The sequence below is a fragment of the Brevibacillus halotolerans genome (genome assembly GCF_026891775.1).
Taxonomy (GTDB): Bacteria; Bacillota; Bacilli; order Brevibacillales; family Brevibacillaceae; genus Brevibacillus_B; species Brevibacillus_B halotolerans.
Genome location: NZ_JAPTNK010000005.1, coordinates 13960 through 31765, shown reverse-complemented (window position 1 = coordinate 31765; position 17806 = coordinate 13960). Strand labels below are relative to the sequence as shown.

15 protein-coding genes are annotated in these 17806 nt (G+C 41.4%); 5 read left to right on the top strand and 10 right to left on the bottom strand.

Features of this window, described 5'->3' with window-relative positions:
* Window positions 1–7: 7 nt before the first annotated feature.
* Complete coding sequence (locus tag O0550_RS08720; protein WP_101669015.1) at window positions 8–1348, bottom strand: hemolysin family protein; 1341 nt, start codon at window positions 1346–1348, stop codon at window positions 8–10.
* A 147-nt stretch (window positions 1349–1495) separates the two neighbouring features.
* On the opposite strand from O0550_RS08720, the gene O0550_RS08715 reads away from it, so the two are divergent.
* The 3 genes from O0550_RS08715 (at window position 1496) to O0550_RS08705 (ending at window position 5507) form a co-directional block, all read left to right on the top strand.
* Entirely contained in the window at window positions 1496–3187 is a 1692-nt protein-coding gene (locus O0550_RS08715) for a DNA repair helicase XPB (protein WP_003340044.1), read from the top strand.
* A gap of 228 nt (window positions 3188–3415) precedes the next feature.
* Complete coding sequence (locus O0550_RS08710) at window positions 3416–3985, top strand: RNA polymerase sigma factor (RefSeq protein WP_003338758.1); 570 nt, start codon at window positions 3416–3418, stop codon at window positions 3983–3985.
* Window positions 3966–5507, top strand: a complete 1542-nt coding sequence (locus tag O0550_RS08705; RefSeq protein ID WP_258426050.1) for a hypothetical protein — start codon at window positions 3966–3968, stop codon at window positions 5505–5507. Before O0550_RS08710 ends, O0550_RS08705 begins: the two co-directional genes overlap by 20 nt.
* 84 nt (window positions 5508–5591) lie before the next feature.
* On the opposite strand, the gene O0550_RS08700 is transcribed toward O0550_RS08705, so the two are convergent.
* Window positions 5592–6572 (bottom strand): ABC transporter permease, encoded by a 981-nt coding sequence (locus tag O0550_RS08700; protein WP_003338756.1) that lies wholly within the window; start codon window positions 6570–6572, stop codon window positions 5592–5594.
* Complete coding sequence (locus O0550_RS08695; RefSeq protein ID WP_003338755.1) at window positions 6565–7512, bottom strand: ABC transporter ATP-binding protein; 948 nt, start codon at window positions 7510–7512, stop codon at window positions 6565–6567. Before O0550_RS08695 ends, O0550_RS08700 begins: the two co-directional genes overlap by 8 nt.
* Window positions 7513–7686: 174 nt before the next feature.
* Between O0550_RS08695 and O0550_RS08690 the strand changes: the two genes are divergently transcribed.
* Window positions 7687–8499: a GDSL-type esterase/lipase family protein gene (locus tag O0550_RS08690; RefSeq protein WP_003338754.1), complete on the top strand. Its 813-nt coding sequence runs from the start codon at window positions 7687–7689 to the stop codon at window positions 8497–8499.
* Window positions 8500–8583: 84 nt separating this feature from the next.
* Here the strand turns inward: O0550_RS08690 and O0550_RS08685 are convergent, their stop codons facing one another.
* Complete coding sequence (locus O0550_RS08685; protein WP_022586434.1) at window positions 8584–9807, bottom strand: MDR family MFS transporter; 1224 nt, start codon at window positions 9805–9807, stop codon at window positions 8584–8586.
* Between the two features lie 219 nt (window positions 9808–10026).
* Here O0550_RS08685 and O0550_RS08680 point away from each other — a divergent pair, with 219 nt between their 5' ends.
* Window positions 10027–11082: a ketoacyl-ACP synthase III gene (locus O0550_RS08680; RefSeq protein WP_003340049.1), complete on the top strand. Its 1056-nt coding sequence runs from the start codon at window positions 10027–10029 to the stop codon at window positions 11080–11082.
* 42 nt (window positions 11083–11124) lie between these two features.
* Here O0550_RS08680 and O0550_RS08675 read toward each other — a convergent pair whose 3' ends face one another.
* The 6 genes from O0550_RS08675 to O0550_RS08650 all read right to left on the bottom strand — a co-directional run bounded on the left by O0550_RS08675 (window position 11125) and on the right by O0550_RS08650 (window position 17800).
* Complete coding sequence (locus O0550_RS08675) at window positions 11125–11820, bottom strand: SdpI family protein (protein ID WP_003338751.1); 696 nt, start codon at window positions 11818–11820, stop codon at window positions 11125–11127.
* A 62-nt stretch (window positions 11821–11882) separates the two neighbouring features.
* The gene (locus O0550_RS08670) at window positions 11883–12731 is read right to left on the bottom strand and encodes a YtnP family quorum-quenching lactonase (RefSeq protein WP_003340052.1); all 849 of its coding nucleotides are present in this window, start codon (window positions 12729–12731) and stop codon (window positions 11883–11885) included.
* Window positions 12732–12985: 254 nt separating this feature from the next.
* Window positions 12986–13282 (bottom strand): hypothetical protein, encoded by a 297-nt coding sequence (locus O0550_RS08665; RefSeq protein WP_003340054.1) that lies wholly within the window; start codon window positions 13280–13282, stop codon window positions 12986–12988.
* 627 nt (window positions 13283–13909) lie between these two features.
* Entirely contained in the window at window positions 13910–14578 is a 669-nt protein-coding gene (locus O0550_RS08660) for an MgtC/SapB family protein (protein ID WP_176489488.1), read from the bottom strand.
* A 121-nt stretch (window positions 14579–14699) separates the two neighbouring features.
* The gene (locus tag O0550_RS08655; RefSeq protein ID WP_258426049.1) at window positions 14700–16211 is read right to left on the bottom strand and encodes a hypothetical protein; all 1512 of its coding nucleotides are present in this window, start codon (window positions 16209–16211) and stop codon (window positions 14700–14702) included.
* Window positions 16212–16888: 677 nt separating this feature from the next.
* The gene (locus O0550_RS08650; protein WP_258426048.1) at window positions 16889–17800 is read right to left on the bottom strand and encodes a BadF/BadG/BcrA/BcrD ATPase family protein; all 912 of its coding nucleotides are present in this window, start codon (window positions 17798–17800) and stop codon (window positions 16889–16891) included.
* Window positions 17801–17806: the final 6 nt, after the last annotated feature.

Sequence of the window (17806 nt, the reverse complement as noted above, 5' to 3'; positions counted from 1 at the left end):
TGATGGCTTATGCTTCTTTGTTATCTTTTATCATTTTTTTAACAAAGACACGAGTAATACGTAAATGATTCACTTCTCCAACTTCAAATTCATACCCTTCCTCTATCACTTTCATGCCTAAGGTCGGAGGATGGGTGATTTTTGTGTAAATCCAACCAGCGATCGTATCTACTTCTGCGGTATCTAGCTGTATGTTGAGATATGCGTTTACTTCTTCGAGCAACATACGTCCATCAAAAGAAACGATGCTTTCCTCCTTCTGTTTAAATTGCTCGATCTCAGGTCGCTCATCATCAAATTCATCCTGAATGTCTCCAACAATTTCCTCCACAATGTCTTCAAGTGTAAGTAATCCAGCAGTCCCACCATATTCATCTATTAGGATGGCGACTTGACTCCGTTGTTTTTGTAGCATGGTTAACAAATGACTGATAGAAATGGTCTCTGGTACAGATAAAACAGGACGTAATAAATCACTTAAATGTCGCTCCTTCTCTATTTCCTTTAAAGCATAGGTTAAAATGTCTTTAATATGCAAAATTCCAACCACATGATCCTTATCCCCATTTACCACTGGATAACGGGTAAATCTCCCTGTACTCACAATATCTAAATTATCCTCAAAGCTGTCTCTAATATCGAGAACAACCATATCTGTTCGAGGTACCATGATTTCGCGAGCTGTTGTTTCTGAGAATTCAAAGATATTGTCTACTAGCATTAATTCGGTGTTATCAATTAACCCACTTTTGTGGCTTTCATTGACTAAAATCCGAATTTCTTCTTCTGTATGTGCCGCTTCATGCTCAGATACCGGTTCAATACCAAACAAACGTAAAATTTTGGAGGCTGCTCCATTTAACAGCTTAATAAAGGGAAACATTACCTTATAAAACAACTGCATGGGACGTGCTACAAATAAAGAAATTTGTTCAGGTCGTTGTATAGCTAATGATTTAGGTGCCAGCTCTCCTAATACGATATGTAAGAATGTAATGATCAAAAATCCAATCACAACGGAAATCGAGCTCTTCCATGGCTCTGTAATCCCTGCATATGAAAAAACGGGATGCAATAAGTGCGCGATCGCTGGCTCTCCAATCCAGCCTAATCCTAGAGAAGCAAGCGTAATTCCCAATTGAGTTGCGGATAAATAAGCATCTAGCTGATGTAATAATGTATCAACTAATCTAGCCTTTACATTGCCTTCTGCTACAAGCTGAGTAATTCGAGATTCACGTATTTTTACCAGAGCGAATTCGGTGGCTACAAAGAACCCATTTAGGAAAACAAGAAATAGAACAAACAATAAATTAATGCTTGTCCCAAGAATGCTACTTGATGCCACATTCTTCCCTCCTCTCTCTATAAAGGTATTTCTATTGTAACCTGAGCCCCTGATTTTGAATCAAAATGATAGCTCTCCCCTGCTTTTCCCTTTCGTCCCCAAATATGGTACCATTGGCAATATTGATACCGCTATGAGGTGACGACCGTGTCTTTTCAACCCCATTTACCACTAATTGTACAAAGTGATCGGAGCATTTTAGTAGAAGTGGAAAATCCCTTATTTGATGAAGCAAGACAAGCGATTAGTGGCTTTGCTGAGCTTATTAAAAGCCCAGAATATATACATACTTACCGTCTAACTCCACTTTCTTTGTGGAATGCAGCGGCAAGTCAGCTACAAGCAGAGCAAATCCTTGAAACACTCAGCCGCTACAGTAAATATGGACTGCCCCCTTCTGTTGCAGATGAGGTTAAAAGAGCCTTTTCAAGATACGGATTGATCCAGATGCATACCTACGAGGATCAAATCGGACTGACAAGTGTAGACCCTCTTATTCTGGCAGAAGTTATGGGCTATCAATCTATGCAGCCTTATATAGAAGAAAAACGTTCGGAGAGTCTGTATATACTGAAGCCGTACTCACGTGGACTAGTAAAACAGGCCCTTATTAAGCTTGGCTATCCCGTGCAGGATTTAGCCGGCTATCAGGAGGGCGAACCGTGCCCGATGGAGCTTGTCCCCTGCGATAACACAGGAACTCCTTTTTCCCTGCGAGACTATCAGCTAGCTGCCGTGGATGCCTTTTATGCCAATGGTACTGCTTACGGTGGCAGTGGTGTTTTGTGCTTGCCCTGTGGAGCCGGGAAAACCATTATTGGAATTGGTACCATGTCACGCTTTGAGACGGCGACTCTCATCTTAACAACAAGTACAACATCTGTCCGACAATGGATCAACGAAATCATAACGAAAACCACTCTAACCGCCGACATGGTAGGCGAATATACTGGTGAACAAAAAGAGGTGCGACCTGTTACCGTTACCACCTATCAAATGGTGACTTCAAGACAGCGTGGCTCAGAAGAGTTTCCCCATATGAATTTATTTACGGATTATAACTGGGGACTAATCATTTACGACGAGGTTCACATGCTCCCTGCTCCTATTTTCAAGATGACCTCAAGCATTCAGGCCAAACGGAGGTTAGGATTAACCGCTACTCTAGTACGTGAGGATGGAAAAGAAGATGAAGTCTTTTCCCTGATCGGTCCCAAAAAATACGAAATGCCATGGAAAGCGTTAGAAGCTCAGGGCTGGATCGCAACGGCCTTCTGTAAGGAAGTCAGACTACCACTTCCTTCAATTTATCGCGAGGCCTACGCCTTTTCTGGCACACGTGAGAAATATCGACTAGCAGCAGAGAATCCGATTAAGGTGAACTGGGTGCAAAAATTGCTGAGGCAGCATAAAGACGATCATATCCTCATTATTGGTCAGTACATCAAACAATTAGAATTGGTGGCCAACACGCTAGGCTTACCGCTCATTACAGGTAAAACACCTGAGGAAGACCGGGGTCGCTATTATGAGATGTTTAAGCGTGGAGAAATTAAACAGCTAGTAATATCTAAAGTCGCCAACTTTGCTGTAGACTTACCTGATGCTAATGTTGCGATTCAAATCTCAGGTACATTTGGTTCTAGACAGGAGGAAGCTCAGCGATTGGGTCGTATCTTGCGTCCTAAGGCAACCAACCAAGCCTATTTTTATACACTGGTGTCACGGGATACCCGTGAACAGGAATTTGCGAGTAAACGCCAAATGTTTCTATTAGAACAAGGTTATCACTATCAAATCATAGAACCTGATGAAGAGCCTGAAAATCTTGGAGGGTAAAGCGTAAGATATGTCCCAATCCTTTCCTAGTTTTTGTAACGTTTTTTTTCTTTAAAAAATGTTAGAATGGGATGGAATCTTTACATGCATCAGCTTTTTACTATGACTATCCATACCGTTTAATCATGGAAGAACACTGGAAATATTTATGGATAAAATTCAAAAAGACTAACTGAAACGTTTGAAAACAACGTATCGTCAGATGAAGTGAAGGGAGGCAATACTTCGATGCAAGCCGACAGTGAAATTGTACAACAGGTTTTGCAAGGGGACGTCGAAGCTTTTCGTGACATTATTCAAAAATACCAGCATATGATCTATATCTTCATATATAAGATGGTAAACAACAAGGCAGACGCTGAAGACCTGACCCAAGAGGTATTTATCAAAGCCTACGAAAAGCTGAACACCTATCGAGGTGAAAGTCAACTATCAACATGGCTCCATACTTTAGCAAGGAATCGTACCATTGACTTTCTCCGGCGCCGGAAGTTCCATGATACGGATGAACAATTGGCTTTCGTCCCTTCAGGAGTACAGAATGAATTACCACAGGAATCGCTTTTGCGAAAAGAACAACAGAAGACCATCGCCGAAGCTTTCGAACAGCTATCTGACTCCTATAAAGAAGTTATTGTGCTTCGTTGTACGCACGAATATCCCTTTGATAAAATAGCTTCCCTGCTTGGGGTAGCAGAGTCTACAGCACGGGTTCGATATTTACGAGCAAGGCAAGAATTTGCCAAAGTGTTAACGAAAATGGAAGGAGGACTCGTACATGAATTGCCAGGAATTTAAGGCAAAATGGACTAACACTGTTGACGACGATATCGCTCTTTCCCATTTAGAAACCTGTGATGAATGCTTGGCTTGGCTAGAGAATGAATGGTCATCTAGAGAGGAAAACCTGTTCCTAAAAGAGATTCCACAACCTTCCATTGACCTAGAAGATAACATTATGAATAAAATATATGCCGCTCCCCAACACCATGGAGGTTCTAGTCAATCTGAAAAAACAGAGCCGGGGATCATTCCGCTTGCAGTAGCTAATGAAATACCAGAAAGTAGCAAACCGTCCAAAGCAAAACGCTTTCGATTCTTTTCGTATCCTGTCTTGGGAGCCGCTAGTGTCCTTTTAGTCATGGGACTTGTAGGCGTTCAGGCTCTAAATGGAGGTTTTACAGGTAGCGCTGATAATACTGGTACGGAGCAACTGCCTTCTCCACAGGTAGCTTATGCACCAATGTCTGAGGGGTCAACCTCCTACATGGCAAAGACACCTCAAAGTAACGCTAAGCAAGCTCCTATCGAGAGCGGATCACCTGAGACTCAAGCACAAGCAGCCGAGCCAAAAGCTGCATCTCAAGAAAAATTACAAGCAACTCCACCTAGCATGAAAAAAGCCGAAGGAACACCTGAGAGACAAGACACCAAGCCAGCTAGAAGCGACAAAGATACTGCGGTAGCTCAAGCAAAGAAATCCCAAGCCCCTTCCGCAGACTCAACAATCGCTATGCTTGATAATGGTAAACAACCCGTTCAACAAGCACAAAATAATAAGCCAGCTTCGCCTTCTCTGCTCGCTTCACGCTCGCTATCTCCAATGCAAGCAGCATCCAAGGAGCATACGGTAACAGCTTCTGGGACAACAGAGAACAAAGCTGATCAAGATTCAGGCTCAAAGTCTACATCCTCTGATCAATCCGAAAAATTACATGACATAGCAGTGGCACCCTCTGAAAATCAAGGAGGCGCAGCAAGTCTAAATAAATCCTTAACAGCGACTGAAACACCATCCGTAGACGAATCCGAGGTAGAGTCAATTGGTGAAGCAACAAGCGAAATGTTCACCCAAGAGACAGAGAAGGAAAAAGAGAAACCTCAAACCTTCTCCAGCTTTACCTCCTTGGAAAAGGCAAAACAAGCCTCGGATATGCCGCTCGCAGGTATAGTCAAAGCAGATTTTAAGCTTGCTTCTGTTGCTATTCATTACGAATCAGAAACAAGTAAACATGTCACTTCTCAAACAGCTATCTATCGACATGGTGATGCTCAGCTTAAGCTAGAGGTACTGCGCAATGACACGCAAAAACGTACTTTGTCCATTCCAGGAACCTTTGCTGGATCTCCACAAATTTTCTATGTCGGTACTGATAAAGCAATCGGAGTAACTTTCGACTCTCAAGAAAAAAATACAATGCAGCATGCAGTTCACCTTATTACCACAAAATCCTCCCAACAGCTCTATGTAATTGCAACAGCAAAAGGAATGAGCTTACAGGATTTAATGGATACTGTAAAAACTATGAATTGGTCATAGCTTGATGCTGTCTACCCAAAACAATCAAAAACCCTCTAGCCAAAGATAAAACGATGGTTAGAGGGTTTTTGATTATATCTTACATTACGTAACATCTTGTCTAGTAAACACTACATAGGCAATCACTAAAGAAGCAACTCCCCAAACAGATAATACTCCAAGAGAAAAGGGTAGGCTCATGCCTTTAATAGGTGGCAAGCTCCCCGCTAAATACGTCGTAAGCTGTAAATTTACATTAAACAAGTACTTCGCTTGTTCCCACGTAGAGGCCATTTGAGTTAAAATAGCCCCACTAATAAGAGCAGCCATCATAATCCCCATGCCAGCCGCTGTGCTTCTCACCAAGACAGAGATCATTAACGATATTGTACCTACCACTACACAAACGAACCAGCCTAATCCATATTGCATCAAAATATATTTCCATTGATCTAATACAAATACCTGTGAGGTTTGTAAGACTTCTCCTGTCGCTTTAAAGCCGGTTAAAACAGGCATCGTCCACCCTCCATAACCAAAGACAACTCCTGAGATAAGATACGCTAGTACCAGAGATAACAATAAGGTCAAGGAAGTGAACAAAAGGAGTGTTATATATTTACTCGTTAGGATCTTCCAACGTTTGACTGGCCTTGTCAGCAACAGTTTAATTGTCCCTTCACTAAATTCTGAAGATACGAGATCAACTGCTAAAATCACAATAATCATCGGTAGAAACAGTCCAACAGCTTGATCCATAAATCCACGTGCAAATGTAACGGCCCCTGGCGCTGACGGATCAATATCATGATCTAAATAATACTGTTGCAGCTGTAATTGGGTTTTCAGAAAATCCTTCCATTCGGGAGGGATGCGAGTGGAAGCCAATCTATTTTGGGTATCTACTATCTTTTGTTGAAGAATGGTGCGCCAGTCATCGGTACCAATTTGTGCCCGAGCCACCTCTACTGATTGGTATTGCGCATATGTAAACAATGGAATCAAAATAAGCAATATGAGGACGACTACATAGAAGCGTTTGCGTCTGACTAGCTTTAAGCTCTCGTTATATACCAGATCAAGCATGCTTCCCCTCCTCATCTACTGATTCATCTTGGGTTAGTGTAAGGAAAAGGTCTTCCAATGTAACAGCCTTTTCTTCAATGCCAATAACATCTACTCCTGCATGGATAAGAGAACGGTTAACCTCAGCTATTTTGTCCGTTTCCATTCGACACTTCACTCTGCCGTCTGACAAAGCTATAAGTTCATATACATAGGGGCTTGCCTGCATTAGCTCAACAGCTTTCGGCAAACTATTGTCTCTAAATTTCCAATTCACCTGATCCGCAAATTGCTCCATTAATTCTTTAACGTGGCCAACTGATATAACTCGTCCCTTATTAATAATGGCTACCCGATCACACATAAGCTCAATCTCACTAAGCATATGACTGGATATAAAGACGCCGATCCTCTCTTCTAGCGCTAAGCGGCGTATGAACTGCCTCAATTCACGAATACCTGCCGGGTCTAATCCGTTGGTAGGTTCATCTAAGATAAGTAAGCGGGGACGATGTAGCAATGCTTGTGCAATTCCTAAACGCTGACGCATACCTAACGAATATGTTTTTACCTGTTCGTGAATCGCTTCCGTCAGCTCCACTTGCTCTACAACTTCACGAATTCTATCAGAGCTTACCTTTTTACTCATTCGGGCAAGCATTTCTAAGTTCTCTTGTCCTGTTAGAAAGGGGTATAATTCAGGGTTCTCCACAATACATCCGACCTGATCAATTGCCTTCAAAAAATGGTTTTGTAAAGAATACCCACCGATTTTTATCTCTCCTCCATCAGGTTTGGTAAGCCCGACCAACATACGAATCGTGGTTGTTTTTCCAGCTCCATTAGGTCCAAGAAAACCAAATACCTCCCCCGCTCGCACATCAAAGGTAATATCATGGATCAGTCGTTTTTTCTTTATTGATTTTTGTAAACGAGCAACAGAAAGAACTGCGTCTGCCACATGTCTCCCACCTTTCTCTCTTATATTTATAAGCAGAGGATTTCTTATTCTTTCACAAGGAAAGCTTCCTCATGCTTTTTCTCCCACATGAGCCTCTCTGGTTTGATCGCCAATTAGAATGGTACAATAGAAGTACAGTATAACAAGAATACCTGCTCAATAAGGAGGTTCTCTGTGCTTAGCTCTAAAAAACATCCGTTAACGAAATGGCTTCTGCTACTGGCTTGCTTATCTTTTTTTGCTCTATTAGTCGGCTTCTGCTTTGCGTTTACGCCAGTGCATTTAGCTGATAAAAGCACATCTGAGCTTCAGACCCCCAATGAAGACCAAACACCAGAAGCTCCTTCCCCTGCTATCTTGCCCACTACAGGCACATTAAAAGTGGTAGCGCTGGGTGACTCCTTGACACGCGGGTTAGGAGATTCAAGCGGATTAGGCTATATTGGAATTTTGAAGCAAAAGGCTGAAAAAGCGCGCAATCAAAGCATTCAGCTAAGCAATCTAGCTATCAGTGGCAGTGAATCAGGAGATGTAGTGAACCAACTGAAACAAACGAATGTTAAGCGCCTGATTTCTGAAGCTAACCTCATATTGTTTACGATTGGGGGGAATGATTTGTTTCGCCAAAGCGGCGGTATATTTGAATTTGATCTTGAAAAACTATTGGACGCTTCAACCCAGCTTACTATCAACTATGAAGCCATTGTAAAACAAATTCGATCTATAAATCCAGAAGCACCCATTTTTTATACCTCTCTCTATAATCCCTTTGGCGATACAGAGTTCAAACAAGAATCAAGTACGCATGTTCAGGAGTGGAATAATGAAGCAACCACTATCTCAGCCCGTTATCCTAACGTGCTGGTGATCCCTTCCTACGACTTATTTTGGAACAAGGAGAAGGCCTATCTATACACGGACCATTTCCATCCGAATCATGCTGGATATGAACGGATAGCCGATCGAATTATGCAGGCGATTAAATAAATCGATTGATGACGATTCTACTTATATACAAAACTGTCGAGGCCTCTTGCTCCCCCGACAGTTTTTTTATTTGTATTCATTTTCCTACCGAGTCATCGTCATAGCTTGACCTGTACGAGCAGTATAGCAGTTGCGTCCCAGAGTATAGAACAAAATACTGAAAAGCGTGATACAGGAGATAACCGTAAACATAATTGTTCCATTGTATACCCCCAGTATATATCCTCCTAGCACCGGCCCTAAAAATTGTCCTAAATTATGAAAGCTTTGGGTGCCAAAATAAGTTCCTCGCATCCCCTCAGGTGCTAAATAGTCAATAAAAACGGTGGAAGCAGGGAAGGTTAAAATCTCCCCAATGGTAAAGATGCACATGGAAATCATAAAAGTTAGCCAACTCGATGAAATCCCGAAGCCTAACAACCCCATCGCATACATGATGGTTCCCGTTACAAGACTAAATAACGGGGTCCTTTTTTCGGCCCATCTGGATAAGGGAAGCTGCAAAGCAACCACCACTATGGCATTTAAGCTCATCAGATATGAAAATAGGATGGCTCCGTCAACGAACATTCCCTGAACGAATTGGGATAGGGTTACAGTCATTTGAGAATAGCCCACTGATACCAGAATGCCACCGACAATAAAGTAGCGTAACGCGACATCCTGACGTACCACATTCCAAGCCGAAGCAAATGTAATTTTTTCTTTCTTTTGGCCCTCAATTTGTTTTATGCCAAATTTATGTAACAAATATTGCAGGCTGATGACATAGAGCAAATAGATCATGGCCGTAACAATAAACGGGAGAGCCCCGCCTAGTAATGCTAAATATGCCCCAAGCAAAGGACCCACGGAAACACCAATGTTAATAGCCAGATAACGCATGGAAAAAACTCGAAAGCGTCGCTCTGGTTCTGTTAAATCTGCCATGAGTGCTTGCGATACAGGCTCGTAAAAGGAACGGCAAAATCCCGCCAAAATGTTAAGCAAAATAAAAAAGATTGCGCTTTTTCCAATCGCAAATCCTAAAAAAACAAGTACCCAGGTATACAATGCCCACAGCATAATTCTCCTTCGCCCAAATAAATCAGATAACGTTCCTGCAATAAATCCTCCCACTGTAGATGCCAGAGGACCAGCCCCAATAGTAATTCCAATCATGACCGGACTCAGATCAGTTGTCTTGGATAAATGAATAGCCAAAAATGGCATACTCATAGAACTAGCAGCTCGCACAAAAATCGTACCGATAAGTAAGGAGTGTATTATAGGGTGAAATTCTTGCCAGTATGCTCGTAGTCTGTTCATTTTTTACTCCCCTTTATCTATCTTTATCTCTTTGTGATAAACCAAATTGTAGGAATATTCAAATGAAAAGTCAATGACTGCTCCCTATTCTTCTATATGAAAAATTTGATTAGGATTATCTAAATATGTAATGGGGATAAACTATTGACTTTCCCGTTTTAGTACCTGATACTATTATCAGATACTGAAATAATTTAAGTAAGAAATGGGGTCATATTGATGTCGGCTTACTCGAATCCTTTTTCCAATTCTCCTTCACCTGATTTTGGGTCGCCTGCTTTGTCGTCTAAAGCCCGTATCACAGCTATAGGCTCTTACGTTCCAGACAAGCGGCTCACTAATTTTGATTTAGAAAAATTAGTAGAGACTAGCGATGAATGGATTGTGAGAAGAACTGGCATGCGAGAGCGACGCATAGCTGAACCCGATCAATTTACAAGCGATCTTTGCCTACGAGCTGTTCAGCATTTGCAGCAAGCATATGATAAAGAAATAGAGGATGTTGATTTCATTCTTGTATGTACGACCACCCCAGACTATCCTTTTCCCAGTGTAGCTAGCCAACTACAGGCTAAGCTATCAATTCGTTTTGCTGGAGCGCTTGATGTAAATGCCACATGTGCTGGTTTTGTCTATGGACTACATCTAGCTAATTCTCTGATAAGCAGTGGTCTGCATAAAAAAATTCTTGTGGTAGCCGGAGAGACATTATCAAAAGTGACTGATTACTCCGACCGTAATACCTGTGTTTTGTTTGGGGATGGCGCTGGTGCAGTACTTGTTGAACGTGATGAACAGAATCCTAGCTTCCTGCATTCCTTTATGAGCAGTCATGGTAATGGCGGGATTCATTTATACCGTTCAGGTCTCTCTAATCAAATGGGAGATGTAGAACTGCTTGGAAAGGGAAATATCTATCAAAATGGTCGGGAATTATATAAGTGGGTAGTCTCTCAATTGCCTCAGGGAATGCACCAACTGGTTGCGGCAAGTAATTTCTCATTATTGGATGTAGATTGGTTCGTGCCACACAGCGCTAATTTACGCATGATTGAGTCGATATGCGAAAAAAGCGGATTTCCGTTAGAGCGAACGCTGCACAGTTTGGAATATTTCGGAAATACCTCCTGTGCTACCATCCCGCTTGCTTTAGATATGGCTTTATCAAACGAGCAAATAAAACAAAACGACACAGCTATTCTTTACGGTTTTGGCGGCGGTTTAGTTCAAGCGGCTTCGCTTGTGCGTCTGTCTTTAGATAAACGTCAGGCCTAGGCCACTTGTAACGAGATGTAAAAAAGCCATCCCCATCGAAGCCTAAGCTTCTAGGGATGGCTTATTCTGTTTTCCTTTTCCACGTCGGAAATATAAGTAGGAGTATATATAGGTAGATAGAATTGTTAGGCATACGGAAGAAACGATTAACAATAAGCCCAACCATCCTGGCAAATACGGACATAACAGATAGACTACACCTGTCAGCATCCAGAATACGGACAGTTTACGATGAGTATGAACCCAAACCTCCTGCTCCGTTTTAGTCCATGACGTACGCATACCCAATGGATGCAAATACGATATCCACGGCAACAAATAGCCATAAACTAACAAAATAATACCTACTATAATCATGCTATACATTTCGAGGCCTATCGGAATAAATAAATTTTGCAATATCAATAAGCAATACATTGTACTAAATAGTACTGCTTGAGCTATTCGTAATAAATCAAAGCAAATCTCCATCTGTCTCGTCTGTCGCTCACGTTGGCGAGAAATCGTAATAAATGCTCGTAACAAAATGGGGGCAACGATATTGACAAGACTAAAAACAAGGAGAAACAGCAGCTTATCCTGATAGTATCCGGTCTCATCCCCTATCCTCATCGCTACTAACAGCTTATCGGGCATTTGGGTGTAAAAACCGATCGCCGCAATAATTGGAGACAAAGTGATCAGCACTAGCATAAAGTCAAGCCAATACCACACTCTTTGCGTACGATGCAATTGCATGTTGTTTCACCGCCATTCTTCCTATTAAAAACCTGCCTCTATTCTTTTAGAGGGGGGAAAAACTAGTGATTATGGATGGGTATGGATTGAAGCATCTCACCTTGGTCATTCCATTTCACTGCTCGATACTTGGCATCATGGTAAAAGGTAAACCACGCTTGTTGAGCTATCATTTCCTTCAACCACTTTTCCTTCGCATAGATAGAGGTCATTGGATAATCATCATAGGCCATGACCCATAGCGGGTTCTGATGAGCGTGCGTAGGCATAATATCTGCCATATGGCAAGCCTTCTCACCTTTACTTTCGAACAAAATAATAGCATGTCCATCACTGTGACCACCCGTATGCACCATTTTGATGCCTGGAACAACCTCTTTCTGGTCGGCATACGTGCAAACCTGCTTCTCGATGGGGCGCCAATTGTCCTCCCAATACGTGTTTTTAGACCTGATATTCGGAGATCGCATTTCATTCCATTCAATTTCGTTGATATAAATAGTAGCATTCAAAAATGTGGAATAGAGACTGCCATCCTCTGCCACACTTACTAATCCGTTCGCATGATCATAGTGCATGTGGGTCATTAGGACCAAATCAATGTCTTTACATTGTAACCCGACTTCTTGAAGAGATTCCGACAATTCCGATTCTTCAACTAGTCCAAAGTTACGTTTTTGTTTCTCATTTAAGCGATTTGTCCCCATTCCCGATTCGATCAGTATATTTTTTCCGTGAACTTGTACAAGAATTGGATCAGAACGGAGTGGAATTTGATTCTGTTCATTAGAAGGGTAGCGTTTACTCCACAAAGCCTTTGGGACAACTCCAAACATCGCTCCACCGTCTAACTGGGTCATTCCACCTCTCATCCACGTTAGCCTACAATCACCAATTTGCAGTGTATTCATGCTACTCCTCCTCTAACCCATTTCTCACGCGAAACTCTTATCTCTACGTTACACCAAGACAGCTTTCTGGTAAAGAAAACTTCCTTGATTAGATTGATGGATTTGTGGATAAACCTGAAAAATTTTGTAGGTAAGGAAAGCCTGATAAATTAAAATCTATGACACAACCAACAAATTATTCCTAGCTGTTATACATCCACGAAAAGAAAGGCACCCGATGAGGGGGTGCCTATGTTACATATAGACTATTGTACCTACTTTTCTTGAAAAACAACTGTTTTTGATAACCCAATTATTTCTACTGCATAATCACTAGATACTGCTTCCATAATAAATTGAAATTCTCCATTTGATCTGCGCAAGATCATTTGTGCTATTTTTTCTGACTTCTTAAACAAACTGATAGCATGGTCATTTTCTGGATAGCCATCCCTCGTTGCTATGAATCGACAACCTGCAGGCAAACAGAATCTCCAACCTTTTACTTGAATATTCTGCTGTTGTGCATGAAGAAAATGACGCTTCCCTAATAATATCATGTGCTCGCCCATTTCCACGCCACCTTCACCCTAAAGGGCTATTAAAGTTATTTTTATTGTGCAATGAAATCGTTAGAAAAGGAAGTGCTTCGACAAAAACTCCAATAAAGCGACAGCATAAGTAAAACACTGTAAATCCTTTACATTTACAGCTAAATTTACGAAATAAATGAACAATCACTCCTTACTAGGCTCCTCGAATCTGTTACTTGTAGGAGTGTAAAACCTATCTTATGTATCTACTTCCAAAATTTATGCAAGAGTTTTTTTTATGATCTCCTATACATAATCATCTGGAAGGGGGAATTATAGGAAAGCTTGTTTTTATTTACTGAAAATTCATTTTTGTATTTCTTTTTTCTAACCAATTTTTTTCTTTATCGTTCGACATTTTCCTCTCATTTCGAGCATTTTTTCATTATCAATTTTTTGCTATTATATTTTTCCGGCGTCACTTCTTCTTACTTCCTTCCGTGACATATCTACCATAGGATTATTGATAACTTTCTCAAAAAATCCAATTATTACGTTTGAGAAAATACGAATAACCAAGTAAACTAAATCATGGATAGTCTGATATCCGCAAGTATTTGCCCGCCCAAAATATGCAGATCGGCGGGCATTTTTTTATTCCTAGGTTTATTTATCCATACGTACAAATGTAACCCCGTTCATATCTTGAATTTCTAGTAGCATGTGATTGATTTCTGTAGAGAGTTGTGCTTGAATCTGCAAATCAAGCATTGTTTTTGAGTTCTCTTCTTCATCAGGCATTTCCACCTGATAGGACGTTATTTTCACACCATTATTTGCTAATTTATCAATCACATCCCGTACGTGATTTTGTCCTTGCAAATGAACCACGAGACGCATTGTTTTTGGAAATAGCAATTGCAAGCTGCGATCTAGAATTTCCAATCCAATCAATACGAGGATAGTAGCACAAAATCCGATGCCATACATACCTGAACCAATAGCAAGTCCAATACCTGCTGTTGCCCACAAGCCTGCTGCTGTTGTTAAACCACGAATCGATTGTTTTTGCACTAAAATAGTCCCCGCTCCCAGAAAGCCGATTCCGCTCACCACATTGGCTGCAATCCGACTTGGGTCTAACTTGACAGAATCCCCCAAAACATCAAAAAAAGCATATTTAGAAACGATCATGATCAATGAACTGCCTACTGCTACAAGGAAATGCGTACGCAATCCCGCTGCTTTCTGTCTACTTTTACGCTCAAATCCGATAAGTGCCCCACATAAGCCCCCAACAAATAAACGCAAGAGTAACTCCCATTCCATCGCCATCCCCTCCTCTCTTCTCTATACCCTTATATGTAGTCCGTTAAAACCAGATCAGTGTCATCGAAAAACAGCAAAAAATCTGACTCTCGTGTAGAGAATCAGACGATATGCAGCTACCCTTCCTCTAATTCGGTTCTAAAACATAGGAATACGGCACATGTAAAAAGGAAAGTAAACGATTTTGCCCCTCTTCCTCCTGAACCATTTGAAGAATTTCGCTGATCTCCTTTTGGACAGACTCATACCGAAGTTCATGTTGCTGCTCTGATTCCGCATTCGTTTCATACTCCATTATCCAACCTGCTACTTGCTTTGCTACAGGGAAAAGGGCCTTCTGAATTTTCGTATAGCTCATTGATAATTGGTGCTGATTTTGTTCGAAAAGCTGTTCAGAGCGCTGTTCCAAATATCCACGAATCTCCGCCAAGCGAGACAGTAATTCTCTTAATTTCCATAGTTGCTTATGCTGCTTTCGTTGCTTTGAATCTAAAAGTGGGAACGGATCGCTGGATAGTAGGGCTTGCAAGTCTGGCCACGGCTTTTTCTGAAGTGATTCCTCCAGCTTTTTCATGCAATACGCATCAGCAGGAAGCAGTTCTACCGTTTCTCTGAAGGCAGGTAGGGTATTTCGCGCATAGCTTTTCACTCCCCAATCGCTATGAGCTTGCAGGGCTTTCACAAAAGAAAAACAATGTGGATCTACTAATTCCAGTTCTCGCTCGCTTACCTCATGAGTAGACAAAATTGTTTGTTTGACGGTGTTATCTGGTATCTGAGAATGTCCTTCCCCCAATTGCATTCCCCTCTTCACATAAGTCCGCAATGTATCACCTGTCAAAGAGGAATCCTCATTTCCTTGATAAAGCTGGATACGGAAGGCGGCAAATTCTTCAAAGCCCTGTAGATTCCCGTATCCATCATCAATAACATGCAAATCTGCCTGAACTTCCATTAGCTCACTTAGTACCTGCTCTTCTAATGCGTAGATACATCCCTCGATGTGAGTCCAATAGCTTCTACATTCCGCCTCTGAACCCAATACCCTTTGATAGACATCATGAAATAAGAGGATATGAGCAATTTCATGAAAATAATTTTGAAACGGAAACTTGAGATTTTCCCCCCGGAGATAGGAGCCTGCATTCTGATAGATTTTCCCGTGCTCAGGACGAAACAGTGTAGGTAAGGTGGAATCTACATCTAAAAAGAGTTCAATACCCGCATTATAGCTATTAGCCCATATAGCAAGGTAAGTTGGACTTAGCAGGAGGGCTATAGAATGGTTGGTAATTTGTACAGGTAGATTAAAGTGAAGACCATTCGTCTCTTCCTGTAAGGATAACCACGTCATCCCTACTGCCAAAGCCTGGTACAACGCAAATTCACCCTGCGCAACCGAATGTCTCGCATAAAGCTGTAACTGTCTAAGGCAATTCGTGACACCTTCTGCTTCATATGTATATTGTTGTTGAAACTGTTCAAGGCCCTCTACAAAATCCTCGTGTTCAATCGTCAAAAATACATTAATTCCATCTACCCAGAAGTCTGATCCTATTTTCGACTCCAACCATTCATCCGTCTGATGTGCTAGCTTACGTAATTCCTCATAACGCTGTAGCATGTGAGGGGAATTCATTTTATCCTATCCCTTCTTCAATTTGATAGAAATGCTTTCGTCCGATAACAAAACAAGAGCACGCGTCAAAACCATACGTGCTCTTGCCTTACACATTAAAGCTTACAAACTCCGGTAATAATTGGATGTGCCATCCCTTTAAGTTCAGCTACCTTTTCATTGTTGACCGTAATTTTAACAACTTTTTTCACAGCAAAACCCTCCTTTACGTTGAAAGTTCATTTTACTTTAAAAAAAGTACTACTTTACAAGCAAACATCAACAACTACACGCCACATTAACTCTTTCATTTGCTTTACATTCTTGTTATCCGAGAGTTCTACTTTTACTACTTTTTTCATTATTTCATCCTCCTTATAACCAGATTTATATGATAGGAGTGATAACTATCAATATAGATATTATGATGGATAATTCTGAACATTTCAATAATATTACATTTTTTTTATATTATACTAGCTTTGGCAGACGAATTACATCGAGTAACATATAGAGACGAAGGTATGGAAATGTTTCGAGAACAGCTATTACATATAAATAAGCATGGAAATAGGCCAATGAAAATAAAAACGGAGCGATAGAAGGACAAATTCCTGTCTACTACTCCGGCTTATCATGCTTTTTACTTGCGTTTTTGTCTATAGGATGCCTTACCCGGCAGTTTTGCTCCTCATGCTCTACCGTTTTTGTTCATTCATCGCTTGCAGGGCCAAATAATAAGCCCCTTTTGAAGAACAAGTCTCGTCTATAACAAATACGGGGTCTGATATCGCGTTTTTTACCTCTTCGTAAAACGCCTCTTGCACAAGCGCAATTTTGGTCAAGACACTGCCCTTTAAAGCAATGGAAACAGGTGGTTCAAACCTGAATTTATGGTACAAACGGATCGTTATTTGAGCCAGATGCTCTCCCGCCCTTTGTAGAATTCGTTGAGCATTTGGTTCACCAGCTTCCGCTTCTTTCACAACTAAGGGGGTTAGGGCTGCTATTTTATCCTTTGAAGAAGAATAGACAAAGTCTTTGATCTGTGCTGTCTTTTGGATTTTCAAATATTCGACTAGCCTCTGGCCCAATGAGCTGGATTCAAGTCCACACTCTTCCTCTAGGATTAATTGACGCAGAGCTTCGATTCCAATCCAATATCCACTACCTTCGTCACCTAGTAGATGCCCCCATCCTCCCGTCATTAAGCTTTGACCTTGATGTACTCCAAGCGCTACCGCTCCCGTACCTGCGATGGTCAAAATGCCATCTTGCCCTTGCAAGCAAGCCGCATGAGCAATTCGGGCGTCATTTGTGATCATGAGAGGTATTCCAAAACGCTCTTGTAGACTCGTTTCCACTACTTCTCGATGTGTTCCGCTCTGAATACCGGCTAGCCCCAAAAATAAATAGGCACATTCACAATCGTCTACGATTGCACTCTGACATTGTTCAATGGCTTTTATGATATGTGCGATAGCTGTCTCTCTATGCACTAGAACATTACCATATTCGCTTTCTGCCCTAGCAAGCTCTGCTCCTTGAAAATTGTAGGCTACCGCTATTGTTTTCGTTCCTCCGCCATCAACTCCAATGATATAGGCCACTTTTCT